Origin of the sequence: Kaistella sp. (genome assembly GCF_041824135.1) — a bacterium.
Classification (GTDB): domain Bacteria; phylum Bacteroidota; class Bacteroidia; order Flavobacteriales; family Weeksellaceae; genus Kaistella.
Window position 1 is genome coordinate 24,639 of sequence record NZ_JBGZYM010000101.1, and the last position, 15,022, is coordinate 39,660.

The 15,022-nt window shown below is 35.6% G+C and carries 12 protein-coding genes and 1 pseudogene; 10 read left to right on the top strand and 3 right to left on the bottom strand.

The window, feature by feature from the left end:
* Positions 1 to 154: 154 nt before the first annotated feature.
* From ACEYOS_RS12965 to ACEYOS_RS12980, 4 genes are all read left to right on the top strand, one after another.
* Entirely contained in the window at positions 155 to 550 is a 396-nt protein-coding gene (locus tag ACEYOS_RS12965; RefSeq protein ID WP_373708155.1) for a septal ring lytic transglycosylase RlpA family protein, read from the top strand.
* Positions 551 to 1,174: 624 nt separating this feature from the next.
* Positions 1,175 to 3,988 carry a type I restriction-modification enzyme R subunit C-terminal domain-containing protein gene (locus ACEYOS_RS12970; RefSeq protein WP_373708156.1) on the top strand — a complete coding sequence of 938 codons (2,814 nt, stop codon included), beginning with the start codon at positions 1,175 to 1,177 and terminating at the stop codon, positions 3,986 to 3,988.
* 4 nt (positions 3,989 to 3,992) lie between these two features.
* A complete protein-coding gene (locus tag ACEYOS_RS12975; RefSeq protein ID WP_373708157.1) occupies positions 3,993 to 5,264 on the top strand; it encodes a hypothetical protein in 1,272 nt (423 codons plus the stop codon).
* Positions 5,261 to 6,490: a restriction endonuclease subunit S gene (locus ACEYOS_RS12980; RefSeq protein WP_373708158.1), complete on the top strand. Its 1,230-nt coding sequence runs from the start codon at positions 5,261 to 5,263 to the stop codon at positions 6,488 to 6,490. The genes ACEYOS_RS12975 and ACEYOS_RS12980 overlap by 4 nt, the downstream gene beginning before the upstream one ends.
* Before the next feature lie 243 nt (positions 6,491 to 6,733).
* On the opposite strand, the gene ACEYOS_RS12985 is transcribed toward ACEYOS_RS12980, so the two are convergent.
* Positions 6,734 to 8,773, bottom strand: coding sequence for a dihydrofolate reductase (locus ACEYOS_RS12985; RefSeq protein WP_373708159.1), 2,040 nt, complete (start codon positions 8,771 to 8,773; stop codon positions 6,734 to 6,736).
* Between the two features lie 414 nt (positions 8,774 to 9,187).
* On the opposite strand from ACEYOS_RS12985, the gene ACEYOS_RS12990 reads away from it, so the two are divergent.
* The gene (locus ACEYOS_RS12990) at positions 9,188 to 9,409 is read left to right on the top strand and encodes a hypothetical protein (RefSeq protein ID WP_373708160.1); all 222 of its coding nucleotides are present in this window, start codon (positions 9,188 to 9,190) and stop codon (positions 9,407 to 9,409) included.
* An 18-nt stretch (positions 9,410 to 9,427) separates the two neighbouring features.
* A complete protein-coding gene (locus ACEYOS_RS12995; RefSeq protein WP_373708161.1) occupies positions 9,428 to 10,219 on the top strand; it encodes an AI-2E family transporter in 792 nt (263 codons plus the stop codon).
* 267 nt (positions 10,220 to 10,486) lie between these two features.
* Here ACEYOS_RS12995 and ACEYOS_RS13000 read toward each other — a convergent pair whose 3' ends face one another.
* Together ACEYOS_RS13000 and ACEYOS_RS13005 are read right to left on the bottom strand one after the other, a co-directional pair.
* Complete coding sequence (locus tag ACEYOS_RS13000; RefSeq protein ID WP_373708162.1) at positions 10,487 to 11,470, bottom strand: hypothetical protein; 984 nt, start codon at positions 11,468 to 11,470, stop codon at positions 10,487 to 10,489.
* Positions 11,471 to 11,632: 162 nt separating this feature from the next.
* Positions 11,633 to 12,073 carry a DUF2147 domain-containing protein gene (locus ACEYOS_RS13005; RefSeq protein ID WP_373708163.1) on the bottom strand — a complete coding sequence of 147 codons (441 nt, stop codon included), beginning with the start codon at positions 12,071 to 12,073 and terminating at the stop codon, positions 11,633 to 11,635.
* A gap of 702 nt (positions 12,074 to 12,775) precedes the next feature.
* Here ACEYOS_RS13005 and ACEYOS_RS13010 point away from each other — a divergent pair.
* The 4 genes and pseudogenes from ACEYOS_RS13010 to uraH all read left to right on the top strand — a co-directional run.
* Positions 12,776 to 13,243 (top strand): annotated as a pseudogene (locus tag ACEYOS_RS13010) (cysteine hydrolase family protein); the annotation flags it as partial.
* A gap of 162 nt (positions 13,244 to 13,405) precedes the next feature.
* Positions 13,406 to 13,834 carry a Crp/Fnr family transcriptional regulator gene (locus ACEYOS_RS13015; RefSeq protein ID WP_373797590.1) on the top strand — a complete coding sequence of 143 codons (429 nt, stop codon included), beginning with the start codon at positions 13,406 to 13,408 and terminating at the stop codon, positions 13,832 to 13,834.
* Between the two features lie 144 nt (positions 13,835 to 13,978).
* Entirely contained in the window at positions 13,979 to 14,431 is a 453-nt protein-coding gene (locus ACEYOS_RS13020; protein WP_373708224.1) for a heme-binding protein, read from the top strand.
* A gap of 14 nt (positions 14,432 to 14,445) precedes the next feature.
* Positions 14,446 to 14,859, top strand: a complete 414-nt coding sequence (gene uraH / locus ACEYOS_RS13025; protein WP_373708165.1) for a hydroxyisourate hydrolase — start codon at positions 14,446 to 14,448, stop codon at positions 14,857 to 14,859.
* Positions 14,860 to 15,022 lie beyond the last annotated feature (163 nt).

Sequence of the window (15,022 nt, forward strand, 5' to 3'; positions counted from 1 at the left end):
ATTCCCGAAGGGAAATCGGAGACCTAGTTGGGATTCTAGATGTAGCAATAAACTATGTTGAAGTGATTTCCTCCCGAATTTTAAAAAAAGTATTTTTGCAAACTTTAAGATTTTAAAAAGAAATTCAATCTTCACCTCGGCCTGAAACAAAGAAATGATAAAAACCTCTGCACTCAATAAATCCTTCAATCTTTTACTGATCGTCCTCCTGAGTATTGCTTTACATTCTTGTGGCGCAAACTCGGGTGCTGCTCGCTCTTCTTATCAATCTACAACAGTTTCTTATTACGCAAACAAATTTAACGAAAAAAAAACTGCAAGCGGCGATGTTTACAGACATTCCAAAATGACGGCCGCTCACAAAACCTTATCTTTTGGGACCAAAGTAGAAATCATCAATACCGAAAATTCGAAAAAAGTATTGGTAACAATTAATGATCGAGGTCCTTTAAAATCAGGTAGAGCCTTCGATTTGAGTCAGGGTGCTTTCAAAAAAATTGGGAATTTGAACGATGGGATTTTAAAGGTGAAATATAAAGTACTGCGATGATGACTGTAAGGTAAAAAGGGTTGAAACAGTTTTTATTTGGGATTGCTTATTTTGCTTTAAGTAAAATTTCACTTGGCAACGTGTGATCTTTGTAAATAGTTGAAAACGAGTGTAGTTAATGTTTATTGGTTTTTAAGAGGTTGTATATAGAAAAACCTAGTTCTCCCCATAAAATTCCTAAACCTAATTGTTGAGGAATTTTTTCTTTGATTCCCACGAAGTTTGCCTTTGTTCCGCGAATCTTAAAAGTGCCGGAATGGACATCAAGTCGAACACAATCGAAACTTTGAAGTCTTCATTCGCACAAACGATCCATATTTAACAGATGCTGGCATTTTGCAGTTCGACTAAAGCTGGCACCGGTTCCAATGCGAAAAATCCGGTAGAAAGAGATGTTTTTAGCTACCGATTTCGGAATCATTAATTTTTTATTTTTTTGTATTCACTGTAAAAAGTGAATTACGGGAGAAATGTGTAACTAACATCAATGACTTATTTGCTATAAATAAGGAGCAATCACTTCATGTTATTTCATTGTTTGCATAAATGTACCCTGTTGTACTATCCCTTCACGCGGAATAACCATTTTATTTTCCTATTTTTGAAAGCCTTCAAAAAAACTAAATGACTGCACCTATAAATCAAAACCCGGAACAGATAGCGCGAGATAAAATCGATGCGATGTTGCGTGAAGTTGGTTGGGTTGTTCAGTCCAAAAATAAAGTGGATATCCATGCAAGCAAAGGAGTTGCTGTACGAGAATATCAAACTGATGTTGGTCCGGCTGATTATGTTCTTTTTGTTGATAGAAAACCTGTTGGGATTATAGAAGCGAAACGGGAAGACGAAGGTCATAGATTGACTGTCGTAGAAGAACAATCCGCCAATTATGCCAATGCTAAATTAAAATATTTAAATAACGATCCTTTGCCTTTCGTTTATGAAAGCACTGGAACAATTACCCGTTTTACAGATTATAGAGACCCAAAACCAAGAGGTAGAAATGTTTTTAGTTTTCATAAACCGGAAACCGTTGCCGAATGGTTAAAAAAAGGAAAAAGTTTAAGAGAAAGATTATTTCAGATTCCTGCTTTGGATGAAACAGGATTTCGTCCAGCGAAAATTGTCGCCATCAATAATCTGGAGCATTCCTTCAAAAAAAATAGACCAAAAGCCTTAATTCAAATGGCGACTGGTGCAGGAAAAACTTTTACTGCTGCAAGTTTTGTTTATCGTTTGTTGAAATTTGCTGATGCAAAACGCATTTTGTTTTTGGTTGATACCAAAAATTTGGGTGAACAGGCAGAACAAGAGTTTATGACTTTTCAGCCGAATGATGATAACCGTAAGTTTACCGAATTATACAATGTTCAGCGTTTGTCTTCCAGTTATATTTCTTCTGATAGCCAGGTTTGTATTTCTACCATTCAACGATTGTATTCTATTTTAAAAGGAGAAGAATTGGACGAAAGTTCGGAATTGGAAAATCCCAATGAAAATACGTGGTTGCAAAACAAAATGGCAAAAACCAAAGCCGTTCCTGTAGAATACACGCCAAACGTTCCAATTGAACAGTTTGATTTTATCGTTATTGATGAAGCGCACCGTTCAATTTACAATCTTTGGAAACAAGTTTTAGATTATTTTGATGCTTTCCTTATTGGTTTAACGGCAACTCCCGACAAAAGAACGTTCGGGTTTTTCAATGAGAATGTGGTGAGCCAATATACTTATGAAGAATCGGTAATTGATGGAGTGAATGTTCCCCAAGAAGTTTATCTCATTGAAACTGATATTACCCAAAAAGGTGCTTTAATAGAATCTGGATGGTTTGTTGATCGTCGTGATAAACTCACACGTAGAAAAAGATGGCAGCAGGAAGATGAAGATACCGACTACAAAAGCAACGATTTAGATAAAAAAGTAGTCAATCCAAGCCAAATAAGAAATATCATTCGGGAATATAAAAGAGCATTGAAAACGACCATTTTCCCAAATAGAATTGATGAACATGGCGATTATGAGGTTCCAAAAACTTTGGTGTTTGCCAAAACGGATAGTCATGCAGACGATATTATTAAAATCATCCGTGAAGAATTTGATGAGGGAAATGATTTTTGTAAAAAAGTAACGTACAAAGCCGAGGAAGATCCAAAATCTGTTTTGAACCGCTTCCGAAATTCTTATTATCCACGTATTGCAGTTACGGTAGATATGATTGCGACTGGAACAGATGTGAAACCTTTGGAAGTGCTTCTGTTTATGCGTGATGTGAGAAGCATCAATTATTTTGAGCAAATGAAAGGTCGTGGAACGAGAACCATTAACCCTGATTCTTTGCAACTCGTTTCTAAAACGGCAAAAAGTAAAACCCATTTCGTGATTGTAGATGCAGTTGGTGCTACAAAATCTAAAAAAACGGATAGCCGACCGTTGGAAAGAAAACCTACCGAATCTTTGAAAGATTTATTGGAAGCAGTTACGATGGGAGTTGCAGAAGAAGATTTGTTTTTGTCTTTAGCCAACCGATTGATCCGATTAGAAAAGCAAATTACCGACAAAGAAAAAGACCAATTATTAGAATTTTCTGGTGGTAAAAATTTAAAACAAATTACTAAGGAATTGATTGTTGCTTTTGACCAAGACGAAATTGAAACCAAAGCACAGATTGAAATAGAGAAAGTTCCGGTGCAAGAAAGAACTCCTGCTTTGCTAGAACAAGCCAAGAAAAAAGTGCAGGAAGAATTGATTTTGCAGGCAAGCAAAACCTTCAACGGAAAGTTTAATGAATATGTAGATAATGTGCGAAAACAGCACGAACAAATTATAGATGCCATCAACATCGATACCGTTACCAAAAGCGAATGGGAAACCACTTCTGTAGATAAAGCCACCGAAATTGTAAAAGATTTTACCGCCTATTTGGAAGCCAATAAAGATGAAATAAAAGCATTGAGCATTTTCTACAACCAACCTTACAACCGCCGAAACATCACTTTTAAAATGATAAAAGAAGTGATGGAAAAACTGACATTAGAAAAACCACTTTTAGCACCAGATTATGTTTGGGATGCATATAACACTTTAGATTCTGAAAAAAGCAAACAGCCAAAAGACGAACTCACTGCCTTGGTTTCTTTGATTAGAAAAGCGTGTGGAATAGACCAAAAACTCACACCTTATGATAAAACCATTGATGATAATTTTAATAAATGGATTTTTAAACAACACACCGGACAACACAACCGTTTCTCCGCAGAACAATTGGACTGGTTGCGCATGATTAAAGACCACGTGGTAAGCAGTTACCATATTGAGATAGACGATTTAGACTTCACGCCATTTGATGCAAAAGGTGGAAGAGGAAAAATGCATCAATTATTTGGAAACGAGATGAATGAGATTATTAATGAACTGAATGAAGTTTTAGCAGCGTAGATTTATGGAATTAGAAAAATCAAATGTAATATCGAAATCTACAGCGAATAGATTAGGAAAGGATATTAGAAATCTTATTGAAAATAATCAAGACCCGAGTGAAGAACAAATTAATCTATTACAAAATTACAGGACTTCTTTTAAGGATGACCTTTCTGTAGTGGTATCAATTGTTTCTGATATTGCGCAAATTGGAGGTACAGACAGTATTACAGCTTTTAGAGTTAAAAGAATAGAATCTATTTTATCTAAAATTAAGCGAGAACCCACTATGCAACTAGGAAACATGGGAGATATAGCAGGTTGCAGAATTATCTTGTACAGAGATGATAATATTAATACCGTAATCTCACAATTACAATTAAGATTTAATGTTCTCAGTATAAATGATTATATAAAAAATCCGAAAGAAGATGGTTACAATGGTTATCACGTTTATATAGAAAGTCCAATTAATCCAAAACGCAAATTAGAAATTCAAGTAAGAACTAAAGAAACACATATTTGGTCATCACTTGTTGAAATTATAGATCATGTTTATAGTTTAAAACTCAAAGAGGGAGAAAAACATGAAGATTTACAAGAATTTCTTTTTTATCTATCAAGAAAGAAAAAATTAGACATTACTCAAAAGCAGAAAATAATTAACATTGATAAAAAACATGAAATATACTCTAATTTATTTGGTGTTTTTTTAAAAAACTACTCTAGAATTCGACTTGAGTGGTTAAATGTGACAAGTTTTGAAGATAAAAGGTATTTTATATTTGAAGTGAAAACTGATAATACATCTGCAATATATTCTTTTCAAAACTACGAAGATGCTGAAGAAAGCTATTTTGAATTATTTAAAAAGGAAGATAAATCTAATTTTGTATTAGCTCATATTGAAAAACCTAAATTCAAAAGAATGTGTTTGGCATATGCAAGTTACGTGATGATCCATCATGATTACCTAAATGATTGGAATGATATAATCCTTGATCTTTTGAAATTAAAGCAGATTAACTCTAACGAAAATAATAATAATCTATTAGAATATTTCAAGAGAAATTTACATGATCAAGTAAAATTAATTGAGCAGGAGATGGAAGAAGTAAATAAATATGAACAAAATGCAGATGTTAATCTAGATAGCCTTAAGGAATGGAAAGAAGAGATTAATGAAAAGCTTAATCTTTTACCAAGAAATACTGTTAATGGAAATATTAATAAAGGAAATAAAAGTATGAGCTTTTTTGACAGAATTATGAAAAAAATAAATAGAAGCAGGTGAGAAAAGATTGGGCAGAATGTACTTTTGAAGATTTATTAGATTACGTACAGCCAACAAAATACATTGTAAAAAGTACAAATTACAATGATGATTTCAAAACTCCTGTTTTAACTGCTGGAAAAACTTTTATAAAAGGTTATACAGATGAAACGGATGGCATTTTTGATAATTTACCAACTATTATATTTGATGATTTTACGACTGCAACACAATTTGTAAACTTTAAATTTAAAGTAAAATCATCTGCAATGAAAATATTAGTACCAAAAAGCAAATTGGTAAATATACATTTGATTTTTTATGCGATGCAGGTTAATCAGATTAGAAATGACACACATAAAAGATATTGGATTTCAGTTTTTGCTAAAAAGAAATTCCAACTTCCACCTTTAGTGGAACAAACTGCAATCTTTAAAAAAATAGAAGAATTGTTCAGCAGTTTAGACAGCGGAATTGCCGACCTCAAAAAAGCACAAGAGCAATTGCTTATTTATAGACAAGCGGTTATGAAAAGAGCGTTTGAGGGACAATATACTGAAAGAAAGATTATTGATATTGCTTACGTAAATACTGGTGGTACGCCAAAAAGAGGAAATACAGACTTTTGGAAAAATGGTACAATTCCTTGGGTTACGAGTACTGTTGTAAATAATGATTTTGTTACAGAACCGTCAGAATATATAACTGAAAAGGCAATTAAAGATACGAATTGTAAGATTATTCCAAAGGGTTCTTTACTTGTGGCGATGTATGGTGAAGGAAAAACTAGAGGAAAATGTTCAGAATTAAAAATTGATACCACAACAAATCAAGCATTAGCAGGAATAACAATATTTGACGAATTTAAAGATTCAAAGCAATTTGTTAAATGGTTTTTTATTAAAAATTACGAAGAAATAAGATTACTTTCTAGTGGTGGAGTTCAGCCTAATTTAAATTTATCAATAATAAAAAATACTATAATCCCTTTCCCTGATCCAAAAGAACAAAAAAAAATCGTCCAAGAAATAGAATCGCGTTTATCGGTATGCGACAAAGTAGAAGAAAGCATTGCAGAAAGTTTAGTAAAAGCAAAAGCCTTAAGACAAAGCATTCTAAAAAAAGCATTTGAAGGGAAATTGTTGAGCGCAGCAGAAATTGCAAAATGCAAACTAGATAAGGATTATGAACCTGCGGGAGTTCATGAGAATGTTTCTGTAAAAAATGCAAAAAAAACTGTATTTTGAGTACGTGTAAAATGGGGTCACTAGTTAAAGTGAATGATTGGTTAACAAAAAATCGATCGGAATTTGCTCCTGTTATACTTTGGGAATTGTGCTGTAAAATTTATGAAGAAAAATGCTTCTGCGCGGATGCTTCAATCTTTTTTTCAGAAAGTGATTTACTTTCATCCCTTCTTCATTGTTTACAGACGCTCTGTCTTTCGAAGGGTTAAAAAGAGAATGCCACCCTTTCCGGTGGCATTCTGCTTAGTTATTATCAGGTAAGAAACTGTATTCCTTCGCGTATTTCAGCATCTGTTCCGCAAAAGTTTTAGGATATTTCAAGACATAGTCCGTCGCTTTGCCATTGCTACCGATAACTGGCGTGATATAAGGATTCACAAATCCACGGTAAGGTGCTTCGTCATATTTTGCATTCCGCGCCAGTACTTCTTTGTGAATGGCCTGATCTACTTTCACTCCATAATTCTCCACCAGATTTTTGGCGGCATTATAATCTCCCTCGGATTTGATGCGCTGTGTTTCGCGTAAGAGTTGACCAAACAGATCATGCAATTTACCGTAATCAGTAATGTTGAAATAAGTTTTTCCATTACGTACTACTTTTTCGATGACGTTATCTTTTTTACCTTTCGCAAAAACCCACGCACTGACCCATTGGCGGTTCCGCATGTGTGATTCTTCAATCTCGGCACCCGGGTCAAGTCGCACCAGTTGCATCATCAATCCGTTTCGGATATAATTATCATATGCTGCCATGCCCAATTCTTTCCAGTTGTCTGTTAAACCTAATTCCTGCAACTTCGGATCGTAAAGGAAATAAAGTCCAACCAGATCCGCGCGTCCTTCTTCCATCGTAGAAGCATAACTTTTTAAAGTTTCTTTCGGCGTACCTACACCAGGATTGATCTGGCCCGAAGCGTGACCTACCACTTCATGAAGCGCAGTGTGAAGCTTGCTTGATAGTTCACCATATTTTTCGGCCAGGCGAAGTTCTTCCTCATCGTTAACGAATTCTTTTAAACGACCTGAGCCTCCCGCCTGATTGTAGGCGTCGATGATGTTACCCAACGAGATAGACTTTGAGCCGTGTTCCGCCCGGATCCAGTCTGCATTCGGAAGGTTAACTCCAATAGGCGTACTCGGTGAAGAGTCTCCAGATTCTGAGGCGACGATGACCGTTTTATAACTGACGCCTACCACATTCTTTTTCTTATGTTGCGGCAGTAGCGGCGTATGATCTTCAAACCACTGCGCTTCTTTGGAAAGGACTTCCATCTTTCGCGACATATCAAAATCTTTGATCTGAACTACACTCTCGTAGGAACCTTTATGACCTAAAGGATCGCTGTAGACTTCGATAAAACCGTTATTGTAATCAATATTGCCATCAGTTGCTCCGACCCACGCGATATTATAATCATCCCACGCTTTTAGATCACCGGTTTTATAATATTTGATCAACAGCGCTAAAGCATCTGCCTGCTTTTGATTTTCGGTGACGGTCTTGGCTTTTTCTAACCAATAAGTGATCTTGTCAATGGCCGCTCCATACATGCCGCCACTTTTCCAAACTTTTTCAATTAGTTTTCCGTTTTCTTTAACCAATTTAGAATTTAAGCCAGTAGAAAGCGGACGATTAGTATCCGGACTTTTCATATTGGCATAAAATTGTTCAGCTTCGTCAGAAGTGACGCCGTCGCCATAAAAATTAACAGCAGAACCACGAAGTAATCCTTTGCTCAAATCCAGATTCACCTTTTTGGAATCTGTCGTATTAAAAATGATATCAGCGACCTGCGCATCGAGTTTGGTGCCAGTCGTTTTTAAAAGTTCTTCAAAGTATGTTTTTGAAAAAGTAGGTTTGATCTTTTCGTTGGAGTAGTGGTGATGAATGCCGTTGGAGAACCAAATCCTCTTTAGGTAGATCTCGAAATTTTTCCAGTCTGCAGTGTCCTTATTGCCATTATAACTCTGGTAGATATTTTCCAGCGCACGGCGAATTTTCAGGTTGTGTTGATAATTCTGATCATAGCTGATATCTCGGCCTGCATAACCCGCCTGACTCAGATAGTAGACATATTCTTTTTCCTTTAAAGTTAAATCGGTCCAGCCCGGCACCTGATATTTAAGTACTTCGATGTCGGCAAAACGGTCGATGCTATTTCCACTATTTTGGGCAACTTGTTCTTGGGTAGTCGACTCGGAGGCACTATTTTGCTGCACCGTACAGGAAAATAAAAGTACGGAAGCGAGCGCAAGGAGTGTGATTTTGGATTTTTTCATAATCTTTCTTTACACAAATATATTTATTTTAAAATCAATGAAAAACTGATCTTCAAGATTTGAGATCCTTAGAACGCTTCTAAATTGAACCAGAGATTTTCCATCGGAAGATCAATTCTCCAAATACAATTCTATTAAACTTGTAGTTTTTGGCTTTAAGAAAAATAAAGATATGAATCCAAAACTTATCTGCTTTGAAATTTCACCAATTCCCTTTGTAAGACATCCTAACAAAAACTAAAAGGAACGTACAACTTTAACCCGAGCGGCATCTTACATTGAGATAAAAAATAGAAATCGTTGAAACAAAAAGTACGAAATTTAAAATTCAATTGTTATGCTTTATTCTCAAATTTCTACCTTTACTTTTACAGTTATTACATATTCCTTCTTTACCAACTTTAAAATCACCTTATGGAAAAAAATTATGACTACCAGAAAAGTTTTAAAAATAAAGTCTGGATCGCGGCGGGAATTCTGCTTTTAATAATTTTAATCGCCTATTTATTTGCTACGCTTCTCAACTTATTGCTTCTGGTTCTGGCTGGTGCCTTAATGGCTATTTATTTTCATGGTTGTGCAGATCTGCTCAAACGTAAATTAAAAATAGGTTCACCTTATGCTCTTATTCTTTGAGTAGTTTTTAATGTAGTGGTGATCGGACTTTTCTTTTGGTTTGTGGGCGATCGTTTAAATTCACAGTTGGATGAACTATCAACCAAACTTCCGCAAACAGTTGAAAATGCGAAACAATGGCTGTCTGAAAAACCTCTTGGACAAAAAATTCTTAATTATGCTACAAACACTTTGGATTCAGGTAAAACTGGTGCCGTTATTAAGACCTTTTTCTCTTCTACATTTGGAATATTAAGCGATCTTTATATTGTGATTTTATTGGGTATGTTTTTTACAGCCAGTCCTGCAATTTATCGAACTGGAGTTATTCATCTGATACCGACTGGGGGAGAAGCCACTGCCGAAAACTTATGGAACGAAATCCATCAAGTATTAAAAAACTGGTTAAAAGGTCAAATTTTCGGTTTCTTTTTCATCGCTATCCTGACAGGATTAGGTCTCTGGCTGCTGGGACTGCCGTTGGTTTTAGCGCTAGCATTGGTGGCTGGATTACTTAATTTTATTCCGAATTTTGGACCTTTGATCGCGCTCATTCCTGCCACTTTACTGGGATTAATGCAAGGCCCCAACACTGCTTTATTGGTAGTAGGACTTTTCACCTTGATTCAGATTATTCAAAGCACTGTAACGCAACCTTTAATTCAGAAAAAAATGGTCAGTGTTCCACCAGCCTTATTGGTTTTCGGACAGGTTGCGATGGGTGTTATTGCTGGCTTTTGGGGCGTTTTATTAGCAACGCCGTTGGTAGCAATTGTGATGACTTTGGTTAATAGATTGTACGTGGAAAAACAAGAAGATCAATCTGACTAAATTGAAATTTGATGATCTTAAGAATTCATTATTGTTAAAACATAAACAGTTCGCAAGAAATCAATATCTTAAATGTTTAAACAAAATGTTGCGAGCTTTTATTGATACTACTCTTATCTACGTAATGATGGCCAAAAAATCCTGATTTAAATTTGTAAAAATTTCTATTCATCTCTATTTCACGCTTCTTTTTTGAACTTTTGAAAGAAGTACATCAGACAATCTTTGTGACTTTTGTGGTCGCAGCACAATGAATATTAAACTAATTTAAAAAGGCAGATCAATACTTTCCGGTTTCACAAAATCTTTCGAATACGGATTCTCCAGGAAACTTAAAAAAGGTTTTTGAAACTGTATAATATCTTCACTTTGAATTCCGTAAACTGACCAGTAATTGGTGAGCAATTGTGCAAAAACTTCATCATCCCAAAATCCAAACACAGGTCTATCGGCATTTGCGGTGATAGGTATTGCTTCTATTGTAATTCCATTCTCTGTGTTTTCAATTTTGTATTCTGGTTTATACTGCAGAATATAATCGGAGTAATGAAATCGGGCGAACAACTCTTCAAATTGTATTGGATGCAAAACATGACCGTCCATTTTTTCTAGAATTTCTTTCTGCTTTTCGCCAATTATTCCATTATCCTGCAAACACGCAATCAGGCCAAAACCGTTGACACCAAATTGGAACAATAGATTAACGGTATCATCGCGATAACTAAAAATGTCAGCCGAATATTTTAAAGGGAATACAGCAATAGTCCAGGGTTTCTGGTCTACAAAAGAGATAGGCTCGACAATCGATTGCAGCATTAAATGCAAATTTCCAAAACGTTCCCGTAAGGTAGCCGACAAGTCAAAAGGTTCTCTTAATCGCATCATGCGTGCGCTTTCGTAGCGCATTTCGTAATACAACATTCCATAAACCATGCGACCGGTCCAGAGAAAAAGCTCCTCTTCATCGAGAGTCTTTATTCCGTCGTAGCCATTTTGATAGGCAGCCTGAACCTTTTCTTCTAACGCCTCGAATGCTTTTTTTACGCGTGGTGAACATGGCAATTGAAGATCTGCATAAGTGTAGGACTTCGATTTATCCATCATTTCAATTCGGTCGGTGCCAAATTTAAAATGATCCATCAACCACAGCGGATAAACAGTCATTTTTTCGGTGGTTAAATCACCGGTTAAAAAGCAAAATTGATCGTCGAATATTAAATCCTGAAACGGATTATAAAGCGCTACTGACATAAATAAATTGAAAATTAAGTGTAAACTTTTTGCAAAGATAACCATTAACTCCCGCTTCGTTTATAGGAATAGCACAGAAATAAAGTTTGAAATAAAAAAATCAAGGAATTGTTGAACAGACTAATTTTGAAACGTAAACTTTAATCACAAAAAGAATTTGCGTTAGTATCTTTCGAAATGCAGCGTTTTACCGATCCATTGCCATTTCCAATAGCCGCGAACAATCAATTCGCCATCCGCTCTAATTTCGGCGTACGAGTCCCAGGTTCTACCGCTGGAGGCATCATAAATTTTTCCGTTTTCCCATCTTTTGGTGGCAGAATTAAAGTGCAGACCGTCCAAAACTTCCATTCCAATTATTTTTCTATGTCTCATCTTGGGATTAGGATTGCGGTGGTCAACACTGGCGTGCATGGGTTTTCCACTTCCCAGTTTAATGTCGTACCAGATTACTTTGGCCTTAAATGTCCCACCTTCTTTATATACTTGAACTTTTACACTTTTATCGGTGGCCATCCAGTTTCCTAAAATATCATCCATTTTAGTTTGAGCGTTGACCGTTGAGCATAGTATTAAAAGAAAGAAGATTGAAGATTTGATCATTGTGATTTTAAGTTTTAAAAGTAATAACGAAGGACATAGTTGTTTTATGATTTTCAAAAAGAATACGATTATTATTTTAATTTAATTTTAAAAATAATACTCTTTTTTGAGAAAGTAGTGGCTGAAATAGCACCTATCCATTATCGAGCCATTTCTTCGTCGGCAAAAATCGCATTATTTTTGATATTTCCAAAGAGGATATTTTAATTTTTACATCAATTTTATTTTTAATCAGCCGCCGCTAAACTTTAGAGAGGGAGTGAAGACCAATATTCCGGACGCAAAGACATGAATTTATTCGTGCCGATATGAAGTAAATGATTGATTATTTGGTTTTAAACTGATAAGCTTTTCTCAATTCACGAATAGATTCTTTGTAGCGATTTCTCAATTTTCAGCGAAGTGTTTAATTGATTCTTTGGACTCATCTTATTAAAAAATGAACAAATTAAAATTTATTGAACTAGTTCAACATGTTCTTTTTCGTCGCCGACCTAACTTTGCATCATCATAATAGAGGTAGAAATATTCGTTGAAAATTATAAAGTATTTCAGATAGATTTACAACAACCTCCTTAATACAAACAAAAATTGATGAAACAAGAAATTAACAACAAAACGGCCTTACTGCTGATCGATATTCAAAATGATTATTTCCCAGGCGGAACCATGTAATTATCAGCGCCCAGTGAAGCGGCAGAAAAAGCAGGTAAAGTGCTTTCCTTTTTTAGAAAAAACGAAATGCCGGTTATTCATATTCAACATATCGGCGTTCAGGAAGGAGCGACTTTCTTTTTACCGGAAACCAAGGGTGCCGAGATTCACCAAAGTGTAGCTCCCTTGGAAACGGAAAAGGTGATCGTCAAAAACTACCCGAATAGTTTTAGAGAAACTGAATTATTAGACTATTTAAAGGAGAAATCTATTTCAAATTTAGTAATTTGCGGCATGATGACCGACGTTTGTGTAAGTTCAACGACAAGAGCTTCTATGGATTTTGGTTTTCACAATACAATCATCACAGATGCAGTGACCACGAGAGATCGGGAACTGAATGGCAAAGTAATTCCAGCTGAACAGATCACCGAATCTTTTTTGGTGGGACTGAATGCCTTGGGCGGATTGTATGCAGCACTTGAAACAAGTGAAAGCTACATCAAACAATACTGAAACAATATGGGGTCGTTCCCTTCTTTTGAAAAAAACATTCTGAAATACGTTGATTTGTCGGAAGATGAGTTAGCCCATTTTATATCTTGTTACACGCTTGAAACCGTAGAAAAGAACAGAGTTATTTTAAATGAAGGCGAAGTGTGCTAATTTGAAAGCTATGTGCTCGAAGGTTGTTTTAAAGTTTTTTATCAGGACGAAAACCTCAAAGAACATATTCTTTATTTTGCAATTGAAGATTGGTGGGTTTTAGATATCGGCAGTTTTGTTTCTGGCAAATTTTCGAAATTAAATATTCAGGCGTTGGAAGATTCTGTGATTTTAAGCATCGATCGCGCTACGAAAGAGCAATTGTATATAGATATTCCTAAAGTGGAAAAGCTCTTCCGAATTATGAATCAAAAGTCTTTATCCTCCATGCATCTAAGAATGATCAGCATGCTTCACAAAACGGCGGAGAGAAGGTATCTTGATTTTATGGAAAGATATCCAACCCTTAATCAAAGAATTGCGCAACATCAGATCGCTGCCTATTTAGGAATTTCTCACGAATTCCTGAGTAAAGAAAAAAAAAGGCTCCTGCGTAATTAGCAATTAAATTTCCTACTTAAAAATTATTAAAGATTAAAAATACCGTTCACGAAGAAGGTGCAGTATAGCACTATGCCTTCAATTAAAATTTTTACAATGATGATCATACGAAAAAACATTTTTATCACAACTTTGCTACTTTTTATGACCTGCATGGTGTCGGCGCAATATGTACAGAAAGAAAACAGTCTGAATCAGGCGGGAGCTTTAAAGTTAGCAGAACAAGCCGGACTTGAAGCTCAAAAATTAGATAAAAAAGTATCGGTTGCTGTCCTTAATTCTTCTGGCGTGACCCTTTTACTTCTGAAAGCAGATAACGTAGGACCACACAATACAGAGGCTTCCCGAAGAAAAGCGTTCACTTCATTATCGACAAAAACGGCAAGTTATGACCTGATGAAAAATGCAGCAGGTAACGAAAGTGCGCGAAATTTAAATACCCTTCCAGAATTACTTTTATTAGGAGGCGGAACACCAATCTGGAAAGATGGTGAACTCGTAGGAAGCTTAGGCGTTTCCGGCGGTGGAAGCGGCGAAAATGATCACAATATCGCCTTGAAAGCCGTACAACAGTTAGGATTTAAAACAAGTAAATAAATAAAATAATTAAAATGAAATCAAGAAATTTTTTAATCGTACTTATGCTTGCCTTTGCAAGTTTCAGCTTCGCCCAAGAAGCAAAATTTCAATTGTCAAGTCACATCTTAGATGTTACTAAAGGCGAACCCGCTCCCGGTGTTAAGATCGCTTTAGCAAAACAGGACAAAGCCGGAAACTGGATGACTGTAGACGAAAAGGTCACCGATAAAAATGGTCGGATCACCGATTTTTTAAAGGAAACAAAAGGAGTTTCTAATGAAGGAATTTATAAGTTGACTTATTTTACAGCACCTTATTTTAAAAGTTTAAACCAAAATTCTTTTTACCCTTTTATTGAGGTCGTATTCGAGATCAAAGGTGAAAACCATTTCCACGTACCGATTACCTTATCTGCCTACGGATATTCTACGTACAGAGGGAATTAATATTTTTCATAATAATCAATCAATTTCAAAACCCTGGTTATGCTGGGGTTTTGTTGTTCTCAAATTTAAAAACAATGTTTTTGACTTACAGATAGATCATGAGATTTTTCTGTCTATAATGATTATTTTAAATGAACATCGCGCTGATAATAATGGTTCGCTG